Genomic DNA, 15710 nt, shown 5'->3' with positions numbered 1-15710 from the left:
ATCCGTTTTTATAGATTTTAAAGTATTATTTTTGGGGTGTGAAGATAGGTGAAATGTGTAAAATCGTAAACCCTAAGGCATAGGAAAAATAAAAAGATACAAACAGTGACCGATGTAAAAATGAGTCAAGGTATTTTGGATGAAAAATTTATGCGTCGCTGTATACAACTGGCCAAAAATGGACTAGGAACAACGGCACCAAACCCAATGGTAGGCGCGGTAATTGTTCACAATAATCTGATTATCGGAGAGGGTTATACGAGTCCGTTTGGTGGTGCCCATGCCGAGGTTAACGCTATTGCATCGGTAAAGAGAAAAGAAGTATTACCACAATCAACTTTATACGTAAGCCTAGAACCTTGTTCACACTTTGGAAAGACGCCTCCTTGTGCCGATATGATTACAGAACATAACATACAAAGGGTTGTGGTAGGTCTTCTTGACCCACATGAAAAAGTAGCCGGAAAAGGGATTCAGAAATTGAAAGACGCGGGTTGTAATGTGCTTATAGGCATCTTGGAAAAAGAGTGTAGGGAACACCACAAGCGGTTTTTAACGTTTCACAATAATAAACGTCCTTATATTATCTTGAAATGGGCAGAAACTGCAGATGGTTTCATCGCTCCTGAAAAAAAGCTACGAAATACAGAGCCCGAACCGTATTGGATAACTGGCAAATTATCGAGACAAATAGTTCATAAGTGGCGTAGTGAGGAGCAAGCTATTTTGGTAGGTACCACAACGGTCTTGGAAGACAACCCCAAACTAGACGTTCGTTTGTGGTCCGGTAAATCACCCATCAGAGTTGTTATTGACAAAAATCTTAAAGTACCCCCAACCTACCAAGTACTAGATAAAAAACAGAAAACAATCGTATTTACAAGCGTAAAGGACACCTCTCAATTCGTTAACGGTATAGATTATATAGTATTAGATCAGTTGCAACCTAGTGCCGAAGCCATCTGCAGTCAATTATACCTTCTAAACATACAGAGTATTCTTATAGAAGGAGGAACAAGGACATTACAATCCTTCATAGATAAAAACCTGTGGAACGAAGCGCGAATTTTTAAAGGGCCATCCTTATTTAAAGTAGGAATTAAGGCACCTAGTATAAATGGAACTAAGGTAACATCAAAAAAAATAGAACAAGACGACTTAATAATTTTACAACATGATTAAAAACATCGTATTTGACTTTGGGGATATTTTTATCGACTTAGATAAACCTGCTATATACAAACAACTTGCATTATTTGGTTATCCAGAATTAACTCCAGAGATGGACACCCTCGCAAAAATATATGAGGTTGGAAAAATGACCTCTGAAGATTTTCTTTCTCAATTGAATAGTATGGTTCCTAATGCAAGCCTGCCCGAAATAACTATCGCCTGGAATTGTATTCTAAAGGATTTTCCAGAATCGCGCCTCAGCTTTCTAGAAAACTTAAAATTAGAGGATAACTACCGACTTTTTCTATTAAGCAATACAAATGAGCTTCATATACATCATGTGCAAGAAGCAATGGGTAAGGAACGATGGGACCGATTTAAAGCGTGTTTTGAACAATTTTACCTTTCTCACGAAATACATATGCGAAAACCCAGTACTGAAATTTTCGATTTTGTGCTAAACCAAAATGATTTAGTAGCAAACGAAACCTATTTTGTTGACGATACAAAGGAAAATACGGATGTAGCGGCATCTATTGGTATGCACACCTGGCATCTTATCGTTGGGTCGGAGGATGTTACGGACTTAAAAACGAAGCTGTAAATGCAATACCTAGCACTGAGCATTCTTTGCTCTAGTTTCATTTTCGTAGTCTTTAAACTTTTTGTTCGCTACCATGTGCAAACCCTCTACGCCATTATTACCAATTATGTAGTAGCCTGTTTGGTTGGCCTCTTCTTTTACAAAGGCGAACTTACTATTACCAGTCTACCTGAAAAAAGCTGGTTTTGGGGCGCTATGGCCTTGGGGGTACTTTTTATTTTGGTGTTTAATCTAATGGCCGCCACATCACAAAAACTAGGGGTTTCCGTGGCTTCCGTAGCTACTAAAATGTCTTTTGTGCTCCCGGCCATTTTAGGTGTTGTGCTTTACAATGAACAAATAGATGCTATTAAACTATTAGGTATTGCCATTGCCATTTTAGCGGTATATCTTTCTTCAATGAAACAATCTTCAGGTGATTTTAAGATATCAATGCTGCTCCTCCCCTTTTTAGTTTTCTTGGGGTCTGGTATCATAGATTCAGCTATTAAATATTTTCAGGAAGCTCATGTACCCGAGACTGAATTTGCATTGTTCTCGGCAGTACTATTCTTTTTTGCTGGTTGCGCGGGTTTACTTTTCGTAGGGTTTACATCTTTTAAACAACCACTAAAGCTTAATCCTAGAAATGTTTTAGGTGGAATAGCCCTAGGGATACCTAATTTTTTCTCTATCTATTTTCTTTTGCTCGCCTTAGGTTACAATGGCCTGAGCACTGCTTCTTTATTCACGGCCAACAATGTGGGTATTGTAATACTATCTACCGTTCTCGGTATCGTGCTATTTCAAGAGAAGTTAAGTACAAAAAATTGGTTCGGTATTGGTCTTGCAGTTATAAGTATTGTTTTAGTCCTATAATTTTTAACCATGGAACCAACAGACACGTACAAAACCATATCAAAACCCGTTAGCGATATTCTTTTAAAGGAACGCAAAAGTAAGTTCTATGGATATGCATTTCCTATTACCGATGATGCAGAGGTAAAACCTTTGATTGATGAATTAAGAAAAGCATACCCAACGGCTAACCATGTTTGCTATGCATGGCAACTAGGTGTCGAAAACTATTCTTACCGGGCAAATGACGATGGAGAACCAAACAATTCAGCTGGAATGCCTATTTATGGACAAATACAATCCTTTAACGTTACCAACATACTCATTGCCGTAGTTCGTATTTTTGGTGGCACCAAATTAGGTGTAGGGGGATTGATAAGTGCGTATAAGGGAACAGCTCAATTAACCTTAGAAAATTCAAGAATAACAGAGAAAATAATCAAGGAAGAGCTAACCGTTAGCTTTGAGTATGCAGAAATGGATACCGTAATGCGTTTTATAAAGAAAAATCAACTAAATCTAATTTCTCAGGAGCTCCATATGAATTGTAAAATAATAATAGCGGTCCGTAGAAAAGAACTAAAAAGGATTCAGAAAGAACTAACGGCATACCATAAAATAACTGTTTCGAAATAGCTTTGGCACGAATCAACTTCTTCTATCACATTACCGATCTATTTATTTTAATTTTTTAAGAATATAATCGGGACATTTTATAGGCCTTTTCTTATTAACATCCATGAACACCAAAACGGTGTTGGCTTCTGCCAAGATTTCATTATTTTGGTTCATCAGTGTATATTCAAATTCTATCCTAACGGAAGGTGTTTTTTTTAAATATGTTTTCAGCGTGAGCACGTCATCGAACAGTGCAGATTTTTTATAGTTTACCTGTAAGCTTATGACCGGCAATATAACCCCGCTCTCTTCCATTTCCTTATAGGAGAGGTCGAAAGAGCGCAACCACGATATTCTACCCATTTCTAAATATTGGGCATAGTTCCCATGATAGACAACACCCATTTGATCTGTTTCTCCGTATCTAACTCTAAAAGTAATTTCGTTTGCACACATTTTATAAAGTAAAAAAGTATATATTTAAAATATCCCCGAACCCGCAAACGAACATGCGAAAAAAAAAGATTAAATTCAATAGAGATTGATTTTTTTTTTAGCTTATTTGTTCACATATTTGTCGACCGCATGATGATAAAACAATAGGTTACTATTTGTTGTTTAATCTTTATTACTAACCATTAAACGAGGGCTTTTTTACTATGAATGTTACTGCAAATTCAGTATGGAAAAACTGTTTGGTATTTATCCAAGATAATATCCAACCGCAGGCATTTAAGACTTGGTTTGAGCCTATCAAACCCGTTAAGCTCACCGAAAATTCTTTAAGCATACAAGTTCCAAGTAAATTTTTCTACGAATGGTTAGAAGAGCATTACGTTAGACTTTTAAAAGTTGCCCTTACCAAAGAGTTGGGAGAATCAGCAAAACTGGTTTATATTATCCGTATGGAGAATACCTATGGAAATAAAGAACCGTTTACTGAAAAAATTCCTAGTTCCAACAGGGGAAACATGGCACCACAAGAAATGGACGTTCCTATCAAATCAAAAAATCCGGAATTACGAAATCCTTTTGTCATCCCTGGGATTAGAAATATCAAGATAGAATCACAGCTGAATCCCAACTATAATTTTGATAATTTTCTTGAAGGCGATTCTAATAGATTAGCCCGTTCTGCCGGTATGGCTGTTGCCAATAAACCAGGAGGCACATCATTTAACCCCCTATTGATTTTTGGAGGGGTTGGTCTTGGAAAAACACACTTGGCCCATGCTATTGGTGTCGAAATAAAGGATAAATATCCAGAGCGAACCGTTCTTTATATTTCTGCAGAAAAATTTACGCAACAGTATATAGAATCTGTTAAGAAAAACACACGTAACGATTTTATTCACTTCTACCAGTTAATAGATGTGCTTATCATAGATGACGTACAATTCCTATCAGGTAAATCTGGTACTCAAGATGTCTTTTTTCATATTTTTAACCACTTACATCAAAATGGAAAACAGGTAATTCTAACTTCTGACAAAGCACCTGTAGACATGCAGGACATTGAACAACGTTTGTTATCCCGTTTCAAATGGGGGCTTTCCGCAGAGTTACAAACACCGGATTATGAAACTCGTATATCCATACTCAACAACAAACTTTACAGGGACGGCGTAGAAATGCCAAAAGAAATTATCGAGTATGTTGCTAAACACATCAAGACAAACATAAGGGAATTGGAAGGTGCCATTATATCATTAATAGCACAGTCTACGCTTAATAAACGCGAAGTGACCCTAGAGCTTGCGCAGCAAGTGGTAGAGAAGTTCGTAAAGAATACCAAACGAGAAGTATCTATCGACTACATACAGAAAGTAGTTTCCGATTACTTTGAGATGGATGTGGCCACCTTACAGTCCAAGACAAGAAAAAGACATATTGTACAGGCGAGACAATTGGCTATGTTCTTTGCAAAAAAATTCACTAAGGCTTCGTTGGCAAGTATTGGTTCACAAATTGGCAAACGAGATCATGCTACCGTACTTCATGCCTGCAAAACCGTTGATAACTTAGCTGAGACCGATAAACAGTTCCGGAAGTACATCGAAGACCTCACAAAGAAATTATCATAACACCTCTATGAAGACAAAAGTGTTAATGGTATGCCTAGGAAATATCTGTAGGTCTCCATTAGCCGAAGGTATTCTTAAATGCATAGTTAATCCTGAAGATGTCTTTGTTGATTCCGCTGGAACTGGTGGTTACCACATAGGCCAATCTCCTGACCCTAGATCTATTGACGTTGCAAAAAGTAAGGGTATAGATATCAGCAACCAAATCTGTAGAAAATTCAATACAAGGGATTTTGATAGATTTGATGTCATTTACGCTATGGATAAGGAAAATTACAACTCCATTATAAACCTAGCTAGCAATCTAACGCAACAAAATAAAGTACGCTTATTGCTAAGTGAAACCGATAGAAGTGACCACGAAGTTCCAGACCCCTATTACGGTGGAGAAGATGGATTTGAAAAGGTGTTCCAAATAATTGAGGCGGCCTGTAAACACAAAGCAAAACTACTTTAACACCTAGCTTATGAGCAAAGAAATGAATAAGAAAGGAAAATTATATTTAATTCCAACCACCCTAGGTGATAGCCCGCCACTGGAAGTACTTCCTATTTCTATCAAAAAGGCTATAGAAAGTATAGACCATTATGTGGTGGAGAACGAAAAAACAGCGAGACATTTTATCAAAAAAATGAGTCCAAGAAAATCTCAGCCATCCCTACACTTATTTACACTAAACAAATTTACAGAAGCAACCGAAATTCCTAGTTTTCTGGAACCCTGCCTTGCGGGTCATGATATAGGTATTTTGTCTGAAGCAGGCTGTCCAGGCATCGCAGACCCAGGTGCCGCAGTAGTTCAATTGGCGCATCAAAAACACATACAGGTAGTCCCGTTGGTAGGCCCTTCCTCCATCGTGCTAGCTTTAATGGCAAGCGGACTAAACGGTCAGAATTTTGCATTTAACGGTTATTTACCCATTGACTCAATGGATCGAAGAAAAGAAATAAAGCGCCTAGAGAAAAAATCTAGGGAAGAGCAGCAATCACAAATATTCATAGAAACTCCTTATCGAAATAACAAGCTTCTTGAGGAACTACACAAAGCACTGTCCGGAAATACAAATGTATGTGTAGCTTGTGACCTGACCTTAAGTACTGAATTCATAAGTACACGGAAAGCAGCAGCATGGAAGAATGAAAATGTAGACCTGCATAAGCGCCCTGCTATTTTTATAATTCAAGCATAAAAAACTTTAACACAAAGTGCTAGGGCTTGTCATTTTCATAGATATAGTAAGCTTTATATTTTAGGGTTTTTTACCGCTTCAACACTGGAAATATCATATCCAGAAAATTCGTTTATGTAACAGGTTATATGGGTGCCATAATCATCCATTACATCCTTTTTACCAAAAGAACGCAAATAACGTTTAACATTACCTGCACCGGCTAAATGTGCAGCTGCTAACATACCTGATTCTGTAATTTCAATACCTCTAATTCGTTTACCAACGAACCTTTTGATATCTCGTCTTAGAATCCATTTGTTTCTAGCAATGTTAATTTGGAATACTTTCTCCTGTAAAACAGGGTTCCCTAAAAACTGCTGGTCGCTATAAACGCCCATTAGCTCTAAGGTGCTCGTGCCAAACTGGTATTTACCTAAATATCCAAAGGTATTTACTGCAAAGTAATCTCCTTTCGATTCTTTAAAGGCCAAGGCCTCTTTAAAACCAGTAAAATCTGTTCCCGCAAAGGGAGGCATAAATTTAATTTCAATTATAGTGGCTTTGCCTTTGGGAAACAAAACCGAAGTCGGTTTTTTTACTTTAAGTAAGTCAGGAACAGCTACCTTAAAAGAACTAAATCCAAAACCAGACAAAATAAACATCAAAATAAGAGGACAAACAATCATTATCCATCTTTTCATACGGTAAATTTCTTAAGACTTACAGCAATGGGCTAGCTTAAATTTTCGATGGCAAAGTTAGACGGTAAAGTAACTTGTTTAGGCAATGTTATGTTAAAACTGCTTAGGAATAACTGACATGTATGGAAATTCGGACCATTAGCCTATCTTACTATTTTTTGGGCATTTATCCATCGAATATACTGTACTTTATTTCTGCCGTGCTGCGCCAAATTTTTAGCGAACATGTGGTATCCAAAATTTTCTACATTGGCAACCATATAAAAGTAGTCATGCTTTTCTGGGCTTAAAACCGCATCAACTGCGCTAATATCAGGCATAGTAATCGGCCCCGGAGGTAATCCTGAATTTTTGTATGTATTGTATGGGGACGCTAATTCCAAATCTTTATAAAGCACTCGTTTAATAATAGTATCAAAATTACCCGTCTCTCTCTTTATTGCGTAAATCACAGTAGGATCTGCCTGAAGTAGCATTCCCGTCCTCAAACGGTTCAAATATAGTCCTGCAACTTTAGGGCGCTCATCTATCTTAGCGGTTTCTTTATGCACGATAGACGCCAAGGTTACCACCTCATTAGGGCTTAATCCTAGCGCTTTGGCCTTTTCTTTTCGCGTAGCGCTCCAGAAACGATTGTATTCTTTTAACATTCTAGACCTAAACGCCTCTGCATCGGTATTCCAAAAGAACTCATAACTATTGGGAACGTATAAGGCCAAACTATTTTCCAAATCTATCTGATGCTCGGATAGAAACTCTTTATTATTAAACGCATTAAGCAAGCTTGTGCTGTCCGCTTCGATTTGGACTGAAATTCTACCGGCAAGATCAGCCAAAGTTTCCTGATTATTGAAAGCGACTTTTACCGGCACATTCCCCACTCTAAGGCTATTGATAATCTCATTATTGTTCATCCCCTTCCCTATACGATACCTACCCGCCTTAATATTTTGGGAGTAGCCCTTTTTATTGGCGGCAGATTCAAACGCATCTATGTCCTTTATTAAGGGTTCAAGGCTTCTCTTTACCTCGGAAAAAGTGGTATCTGTACGGATAAAAACAAAAACTTCGGCATTCTTAAATGCCGTATTCGGTGTAAAAAAAGCACCGTAAACCATATAGGCAAAAATCCCACCCACTAAAAGGCCTAACAAAACCAAGGTTAGTAAAATTCTTTTGATATTCATTAGTTATTGATTTTTTGAAATAAAACTTCATTCTTATACCGGCCATTACTGCTAATCCAATCTTTTTTTACTCCGACTTTTAAAAAGCCTAATTTTTGGAAAAGATGGATTCCTCTTTTATTTTCCTCTAGAATATTAGCATAGAGCTGCTTTAGTTCTAGTATTGTAAAGGCATAGTTAGAAAGTAGCTCCAAAGCCTCTGCCCCAATTCCCTTGTTTCTGTCAGCTTCCTTTACTATAACGATACCAACACCGGCACGCTTATGTTTTGGGTCAAAATCAAATAAATCAATCAAGCCTAAGGTAATCCCCTCAGGACTACAAATAACCAAACGCAGCTGTTTTACTTCATATATATCCCTATGGGCATTCTCCAAATAAAATTCAAGCACACTTCTCGAGTAAGGAGTTACCGTACCGCTTATCTCCCAAACATGGGTATTATTCTCTATGTCGTATAGAAACTGCAAATCTTCCTTTTCCAAGGCTCTTAAAAATAGATTTTTACCTTTTAAAAGTTCCATTGCACCTCCCCTTTAAAGACCTGTTTAGCCTCACCGATTAAATAGATTTGTTCATAACCGTTGTCTTTGGGAACAAAAGTGACTTCTAATGCGCCACCCAAGACCTTTACCGTTATTTTTAACCTCTTGGTTGTTCCTTGCGAATGCATTGCGAGAGCAACTGCAGTAACTCCTGTGCCACAGGATAGCGTCTCATCCTCTACACCCCTTTCATAAGTGCGCACAAAAAACGCACCACCTTCATCCTGTTCTACAAAGTTAATGTTACTGCCCTTTTTTCCATAAAGTCCATATCGTAGTTTAGCGCCTTCCTTTACCACATTAAACCGGGAAAGTTCAGAAACCATTTGCACATGATGGGGAGAACCTGTGTTTATAAACACGGCATCGGGCTTGGATTTTATTTCTTCTACATCCTGCATTTTAAGATACACGATAGCTCCTTTAATAGTTGCATAATGCAAACCGTCAATAGCACGAAATTTAGTTTCGTTTCCAATCATGCCTAAAAAATGAGCAAAGGACACAATGCAGCGTCCTCCATTCCCACACATGGTACTTTCATTACCGTCCGAATTATAATACACCATCTTAAAATCTGACTGCGCATCCGTTTCTAGCAATATCAGTCCATCAGCACCAACTCCAAATCTTCTATCACATAAATACGCTATCAATTGCGTATCTTTTGCTGGGAACACTCCTTGACGATTATCGATGATCACAAAGTCGTTTCCTGTACCTTGATACTTATAAAAGTTAATTTTCATTAGCTGCGGAATTAAGCACAAATATAAGATTTTATTAAGGGTTTTTTGGCAGTTAAAATGTCGTTAAAGGCTAATTATGAGACATAAAATCAACTAATTTTACATTGAATAGAACAAATTTATAGGACATGAAAAAAATAGGAAGCCTTTTGTTAGTTTCGGTTTTTGCTGGGGCAATTACTTTGGGAGCTTATAAACTCCTTTTTGAAAAAACGAATTATGCCATTGTACATGAGAAGGAAAGTGGTTCAGTAACCAATACTAGTTACACCCCAACATCTGCCAAAGGCGCTGGTATAAACGAAGTAGATTTTACAAATGCAGCTGAAACTACAGTAAACGCAGTGGTGCATGTAAAAAATGTCACCTTAGGCAAAGTACCCACTTCCATGTTCGATTTCTTTTATGGTTCTGAGGGAACCGTTACACCACGGGTAGGTACCGGATCGGGGGTTATCATTTCTCAGGACGGTTATATTGTAACCAATAATCACGTTATTTCACGTGCCACCCAACTACAGGTAACGCTTAACAACAACAAAACATACGAAGCAAAACTTATAGGTGCGGACCCAAACTCGGACATTGCATTGATAAAAATCGAAACCGATGATAAACTGCCTTATTTATCCTTTGGCGATTCTGATAATGCAAAAATTGGAGAATGGGTTTTGGCTGTGGGTAATCCTTTTAATCTAACCTCTACCGTAACAGCAGGTATTGTTAGTGCAAAAGCTAGAAGTTTAGACACAAGAACAAACCAATCCTTTATACAGACAGATGCTGCGGTAAACCCGGGCAACTCGGGTGGTGCTTTAGTTAATACAAATGGGGACCTTATCGGTATCAATACTGCAATTTCCTCACAGACCGGTTCTTATGTAGGCTATTCCTTCGCTGTACCAAGTAACATTGCCAAAAAAGTAGTTGACGATATTATGGAGTACGGAAATGTTCAAAAGGGATTTATTGGGATAAGCCCAGCGCCAGTTGATACCCCAGATGCGGTAGAACGTGGTATTAATAATATAGACGGTGTTTACATTGAAACTATAGAGGCAGAGTCCGGGGCATACGATGCAGAACTACAAATTGGGGATATCATAAAAAAAGTAGATAATATTGATGTACATAAATTTCCTGATTTAACCGGATATCTTTCTACAAAACGCCCTAAGGATACCGTACAAATGGTGATAGAAAGAGCAGATGAAATGCTAGAAATAGCCGTAGTTCTTAAAAAAAGACAAACCATAATCGTTCCTGAAATGGGATTGGAAGTTACAAATCTTACCGATTCCGACAAGAAAAATTTTAAGACTAAGAAGGGTGTTAAAATAACTGGAGTACCAGAAAGATATAGAGGTTACGGCCTAAAGGGCAAGGTTATTTTGCAAATCGATGACAAAGAGATTAGGGATATAGATGACGCAAAAACAGCCTTTGGTGCTATTTCAAGATACGGAAAAACAGTTATTACTATGATAAGTGAGGAAGGAGAACGAGAGCGACTCATCTTTCAATAAACAAAACAGACGCATAAAGCACCCTTTAACAAGGTGCTTTTTTTATGAAATAAAGCTTCGAAAACGCTTGAAATATGTAGTTTTGCATAAGGCAAAACAACCTAAAACCAACTATGTCACTTAATATTTCCTACGAAAAAGAATTAGCTTTTCAAGCAGACCGAAGAAAGGCCACTACCGAATTCATTAAAATTGTCAGTGATCTTTGGTATGACAAATCTATAGAAATCGTCCTATTTAAAAATCAGGCTATAGACAAGAACGTGAGTGATATTATCCACTTACATGAGTATGCGGGGGAATTTGTTCAAAAACCTATTTCTATCTTTGATTCTGTTGAATTATTAAGAGCCATAAGCGACATTAAGCTTCCTCCATCCAAATTAGACATCGGTAAACTAACTTATGAGTATCATGCAGACGACAATCACTTTAACAATGTTAAGGCGTTTGTTATTGAAAAATTGAAAGATGCATCAGACACGGCAGGTATAAAATCAAAAGACGTAGTCCTTTACGGTTTTGGTAGGATTGGCCGTTTGTTAGCAAGAGAGCTCATGTCCAAAACAGGCAAGGGTAATCAGCTAAGACTCAGAGCCATTGTTGTTAGGGGTGCAGCAGATGATGATGTTTTAGAAAAAAGAGCCAGCCTATTGCGAACAGATTCGGTTCATGGTACTTTTTCAGGAACTGTGCGGGCCGACTTTCAAAATAATGCACTTATTATAAATGGTACCACGGTACATCTTATTCATGCAAGTAATCCTGAGGAAATAGATTACACCGCCTACGGTATAGCCGAGGCATTGATAATTGACAATACAGGCGCGTTTAGAGATAAAACCGCGCTCTCCAGGCATTTAATTGCCAAAGGTGTGTCAAAGGTATTGTTGACAGCCCCAGGCAAGGGAATACCTAATATTGTGCATGGTGTAAACCATATGGATTATGATCCGAATACCACTAAAATATGTTCTGCTGCGTCATGTACCACAAATGCAATTACTCCAATACTTAAAGTGATAGAAGATTCTTTAGGAATCAAAAAAGGACATTTAGAGACGATACATGCCTATACGAATGACCAAAATCTGGTAGATAATATGCATGATAAATTCAGAAGAGGTAGAGCTGCAGGTTTAAACATGGTACTTACGGAAACTGGTGCGGGAGAGGCGGTGGCCAAAGCATTACCTTCCTTAAAAGGAAAATTAAGCTCTAACGCTATTAGAGTTCCTGTACCTAATGGATCATTGGCAATACTTAATCTTGACTTAACAAATAAAACTTCTTTAGAAGGCGTAAATACGATATTAAAAAAATATGCCCTTGAGGGGGATTTAGTAGAACAAATACAGTATTCGTTAAGTAAGGAGTTGGTATCATCAGATATTGTGGGTACTTCTGCGCCTGCCATTTACGATAGCAAAGCGACCATTGTCTCAGACAATGGAGAAAATTTGATACTTTATATTTGGTACGATAATGAATATGGCTACTCCCATCAAGTAATACGCTTGGCAAAATACATCTCTAAAGTAAGGAGATACACTTATTATTAAAAAACAACAGCGAGAAACATCTCAATACTAAAGCTTTTACACAGGTATAAACCTAATGGAAGCTTTGCTTATTTTTCCCTAATTGATATTAATAAATTACTTTAGTTATATCTAAATCAAATTTTAACGCCAATACTAATGAAAATACCTATACCACTTTGTCTCTTGACAGCCTTACTTGCTGTTACTTTTAATTATGCCCAAGAAACGGAAGCCGCAGATAAACTATCACTTGACGAAGGCCCCATAAGCAATCAATTTGATTATGTTTTTAAAAAATCAGGTAATTACCGTGCGGATGGAGTACGCTACGAGGTAGTAAAAGAAACCAACTTATATAAGCTTAGAAAAAATGTACTAGACTCCTTAGTCGCAATATTCAGAAAGACATCAGAATTAAAGTCTACGATATCCGAACATGAAACTACGATAACATCGTTAAACAAAAAATTAGAGGAAACAACAATAACTTTAACCGCCGTTAGTGAGGAAAAAGACAACATGTCACTGCTTGGCACCTCAGTATCAAAAGGCACCTACAATGTAATTTTATGGGTAATTATCGGGGCACTTTTTTTGTTTTTAGGCCTTTTCATATACAGGTTTAGGAATAGTAATATTCTTACACAAGAAGCGAAACAAAACCTCTTTGAGCTAGAGCTAGAATATGAAGACCACCGCCGAAGAGCTTTGGAGCGAGAGCAAAAAATTAGCAGACAATTACAAGACGAAAGAAACAAACAGAAAAAAATTAAATAATACTAAAACTCCCTTTTTGGGAGTTTTTTTATATCCTGTGGTGACGATAAAACAAGCTACTGAAGTCGAACTCAATGATATTGCACCGCTCTTTAATGCATATCGGGTTTTTTACAGACAAACTTCAAACGAGACGGCAGCATCTGATTTTATAAAAAATAGGTTTGTAAAAAAAGATGCTATTATTTTTCAGCTTATGTAAAACAGGTCCCAGTAAGATTTATCCAACGGTAACCCTTCTTTTCATCCGTCTCACTTAAAGCCGCACTTATACTTAACGACTTATACGTAATTGAAACATACCGCAATGCAGGCCTCGCTAAGCGTTTATTGGAGACAGCCAAAGCATACGGTCGCAATAATAAGCACAAAGGCCTGAGCTTGGAAACGGCAACTGACAATCCAGCCCATTATTTACATGAAAAATTAGGTTGAGAAAAAGATGTTCATTGTTTTCATTACTTTTGACTGGCCAAATAAACAAGGCTAAAAACAACTATGAGAATAGATATTATCACTGTACTCCCAGAACTATTAAAAAGTCCGTTTGACGCCTCTATATTAAAAAGAGCCATTGAAAAAGGCTTGGTAGAAGTCCATTTTCATAATATTAGAGACTATACTGACAAAAGCTACAACCAAGTAGATGATTATCAATTTGGTGGTGGAGCCGGAATGGTGATGATGATAGAACCTATAGACAAGTGTATCTCCAAGCTGAAATCGGAACGGGAGTATGACGAAATCATCTACATGACCCCAGATGGCGAGACCTTAAACCAGCAAGCCTCAAACAGCTTGTCTTTACTGAAAAATATAATCATACTTTGCGGGCATTATAAGGGCGTAGACCAACGTGTACGGGATGCCTTTATTACAAGAGAAATATCTATTGGTGATTATGTGCTTTCCGGTGGAGAATTAGGAGCAGCAGTTTTATGTGATACTATTATTAGATTGATACCCGGCGTACTTAATAATGAAACCTCTGCCCTCACCGATAGTTTTCAAGATGGATTATTAGCGCCACCCGTTTACACAAGACCCGCAGAATACAAGGGTATGAAAGTTCCCGAGATACTTTTGAGCGGTCATTTTGGGAAAATAGAGACCTGGAGAGAGGATCAGGCCCAGGAACGAACAGAAAAATTACGGCCAGACCTCTTGGAATAGTCCATCGTTTAAAGTAAAAAAGAAAAATATATAAAAAATACTTGTAGATTCTAATTTTAGAATTATTTTTGCACCCTATTAAATTAACCTCTGACGATAATCGTGAACGTTGTTTTAATCTAAATTCCGATATTAAAAGATAAAATGGAATCATTAATTAAATTTGTTCAGGACGAATTTGTAACCAAAAAAGAATTCCCAAAATTTTCCGCAGGAGACACTATTACTGTGTATTATGAAATTAAGGAAGGTGAAAAAACACGTACTCAGTTTTTTAAGGGTGTTGTGATACAAAGAAGAGGTTCTGGAGCAACAGAAACATTTACTATTCGTAAAATGTCTGGGACGGTAGGTGTGGAACGTATATTCCCAGTGAACCTGCCAGCTTTACAAAAAATAGAAATCAACAAAAAAGGTAAAGTACGTAGAGCTCGTATCTACTACTTTAGAGAGTTGACAGGAAAGAAAGCAAGAATAAAGGAAGTAAGGTCTTAAAAGCCAAATTCCATTAAGTAAAAAGCACCAACTTAACAGTTGGTGCTTTTTTTATAAACATTTGTTTATAACCTATGTTCATAACCAATTGATTTTTAATTAAATAAAAATACAGCGAATTTGCGTATAATTTGGTATCTTAGGAATGTTGTAGAGAAAGCAATCAGTATTTACTATTGATTTAATCTTTAAAACTATAAAGGTTACGTTCTTATATTGTTGTTACATGAGTAGTGTAATATATTGTTCTCAAAAGCAATTACACTATCGTATGCATTTTAGCTAAAAAGGCTGTCGCCTTTTTTTGATATTTTGGACATATATTCAATTATTGTACTATGTTAAGACAACAAGAAGTAATGCAAAGTATTCTTTTGGTTATCCAATCAAAAGATGAATCGCATATCAAACGTTGAATTAGTTATGCGGACGCAATCAATGGTTGCCGTTTTAATTTAAGATTGAAACAAACAAAATCCGTAAACGACTTCTAAAAAGCCATATCAATGTACTTGTACGATGATA

The 15710-nt window shown here is 37.2% G+C and carries 19 protein-coding genes; 14 read left to right on the top strand and 5 right to left on the bottom strand.

All coding sequences use genetic code 11. The features are described from left to right. Positions 1–105 precede the first annotated feature (105 nt). The 4 genes from ribD to Q360_RS0103010 are packed head-to-tail and all read left to right on the top strand — an operon-like array spanning position 106 to position 3250. A complete protein-coding gene (ribD, locus tag Q360_RS0103025) occupies positions 106–1182 on the top strand; it encodes a bifunctional diaminohydroxyphosphoribosylaminopyrimidine deaminase/5-amino-6-(5-phosphoribosylamino)uracil reductase RibD (RefSeq protein ID WP_316931491.1) in 1077 nt (358 codons plus the stop codon). Next, positions 1175–1777, top strand: a complete 603-nt coding sequence (locus Q360_RS0103020) for an HAD family hydrolase (protein ID WP_027075775.1) — start codon at positions 1175–1177, stop codon at positions 1775–1777. The genes ribD and Q360_RS0103020 overlap by 8 nt, the downstream gene beginning before the upstream one ends. Beyond that, a complete protein-coding gene (locus Q360_RS0103015; protein WP_027075774.1) occupies positions 1778–2635 on the top strand; it encodes an EamA family transporter in 858 nt (285 codons plus the stop codon). A 9-nt stretch (positions 2636–2644) separates the two neighbouring features. Further along, positions 2645–3250: an IMPACT family protein gene (locus tag Q360_RS0103010; protein ID WP_027075773.1), complete on the top strand. Its 606-nt coding sequence runs from the start codon at positions 2645–2647 to the stop codon at positions 3248–3250. A 42-nt stretch (positions 3251–3292) separates the two neighbouring features. Here Q360_RS0103010 and Q360_RS0103005 read toward each other — a convergent pair whose 3' ends face one another. Further along, complete coding sequence (locus Q360_RS0103005) at positions 3293–3688, bottom strand: acyl-CoA thioesterase (protein WP_027075772.1); 396 nt, start codon at positions 3686–3688, stop codon at positions 3293–3295. Positions 3689–3891: 203 nt separating this feature from the next. Here Q360_RS0103005 and dnaA point away from each other — a divergent pair, with 203 nt between their 5' ends. From dnaA to Q360_RS0102990, 3 genes are read left to right on the top strand one after another with little or no spacing between them, the layout of a single operon-like run. Continuing rightward, a complete protein-coding gene (gene dnaA, locus Q360_RS0103000; RefSeq protein WP_027075771.1) occupies positions 3892–5316 on the top strand; it encodes a chromosomal replication initiator protein DnaA in 1425 nt (474 codons plus the stop codon). Positions 5317–5323: 7 nt separating this feature from the next. Next, on the top strand, positions 5324–5773 hold the full coding sequence (locus tag Q360_RS0102995) for a low molecular weight protein-tyrosine-phosphatase (protein WP_027075770.1): 450 nt from the start codon (positions 5324–5326) through the stop codon (positions 5771–5773). A gap of 10 nt (positions 5774–5783) precedes the next feature. Beyond that, positions 5784–6506, top strand: a complete 723-nt coding sequence (locus tag Q360_RS0102990; protein ID WP_027075769.1) for an SAM-dependent methyltransferase — start codon at positions 5784–5786, stop codon at positions 6504–6506. 53 nt (positions 6507–6559) lie between these two features. On the opposite strand, the gene Q360_RS0102985 is transcribed toward Q360_RS0102990, so the two are convergent. The 4 genes from Q360_RS0102985 to dapF form a co-directional block, all read right to left on the bottom strand. Continuing rightward, entirely contained in the window at positions 6560–7189 is a 630-nt protein-coding gene (locus Q360_RS0102985) for a hypothetical protein (protein ID WP_027075768.1), read from the bottom strand. A gap of 143 nt (positions 7190–7332) precedes the next feature. After that, the gene (mltG, locus tag Q360_RS0102980) at positions 7333–8376 is read right to left on the bottom strand and encodes an endolytic transglycosylase MltG (protein WP_027075767.1); all 1044 of its coding nucleotides are present in this window, start codon (positions 8374–8376) and stop codon (positions 7333–7335) included. Continuing rightward, positions 8376–8900, bottom strand: a complete 525-nt coding sequence (locus Q360_RS0102975) for a GNAT family N-acetyltransferase (protein ID WP_027075766.1) — start codon at positions 8898–8900, stop codon at positions 8376–8378. The genes mltG and Q360_RS0102975 overlap by 1 nt, the downstream gene beginning before the upstream one ends. Continuing rightward, the gene (gene dapF, locus Q360_RS0102970; RefSeq protein ID WP_027075765.1) at positions 8888–9670 is read right to left on the bottom strand and encodes a diaminopimelate epimerase; all 783 of its coding nucleotides are present in this window, start codon (positions 9668–9670) and stop codon (positions 8888–8890) included. The genes Q360_RS0102975 and dapF overlap by 13 nt, the downstream gene beginning before the upstream one ends. A gap of 128 nt (positions 9671–9798) precedes the next feature. Here dapF and Q360_RS0102965 point away from each other — a divergent pair, with 128 nt between their 5' ends. From Q360_RS0102965 to rplS, 7 genes are all read left to right on the top strand, one after another. Next, complete coding sequence (locus tag Q360_RS0102965; protein ID WP_027075764.1) at positions 9799–11196, top strand: S1C family serine protease; 1398 nt, start codon at positions 9799–9801, stop codon at positions 11194–11196. 113 nt (positions 11197–11309) lie between these two features. Then, complete coding sequence (locus tag Q360_RS0102960; RefSeq protein ID WP_027075763.1) at positions 11310–12758, top strand: glyceraldehyde-3-phosphate dehydrogenase; 1449 nt, start codon at positions 11310–11312, stop codon at positions 12756–12758. 138 nt (positions 12759–12896) lie between these two features. Then, positions 12897–13517, top strand: a complete 621-nt coding sequence (locus Q360_RS0102955) for a hypothetical protein (protein WP_027075762.1) — start codon at positions 12897–12899, stop codon at positions 13515–13517. 16 nt (positions 13518–13533) lie between these two features. Then, a complete protein-coding gene (locus Q360_RS25615; protein WP_156949987.1) occupies positions 13534–13719 on the top strand; it encodes a hypothetical protein in 186 nt (61 codons plus the stop codon). Between the two features lie 128 nt (positions 13720–13847). After that, positions 13848–13952, top strand: coding sequence for a hypothetical protein (locus Q360_RS27335; RefSeq protein ID WP_394331933.1), 105 nt, complete (start codon positions 13848–13850; stop codon positions 13950–13952). A gap of 63 nt (positions 13953–14015) precedes the next feature. Beyond that, complete coding sequence (gene trmD / locus Q360_RS0102945) at positions 14016–14690, top strand: tRNA (guanosine(37)-N1)-methyltransferase TrmD (RefSeq protein ID WP_027075761.1); 675 nt, start codon at positions 14016–14018, stop codon at positions 14688–14690. Between the two features lie 144 nt (positions 14691–14834). Further along, positions 14835–15185, top strand: coding sequence for a 50S ribosomal protein L19 (gene rplS, locus Q360_RS0102940; protein ID WP_027075760.1), 351 nt, complete (start codon positions 14835–14837; stop codon positions 15183–15185). Positions 15186–15710 lie beyond the last annotated feature (525 nt).

The organism is Maribacter antarcticus DSM 21422 (assembly GCF_000621125.1).
Lineage (GTDB): Bacteria > Bacteroidota > Bacteroidia > Flavobacteriales > Flavobacteriaceae > Maribacter > Maribacter antarcticus.
Note: the sequence above shows the minus strand (reverse complement) of the source record. Positions and strands in the feature narration are given on the sequence as shown.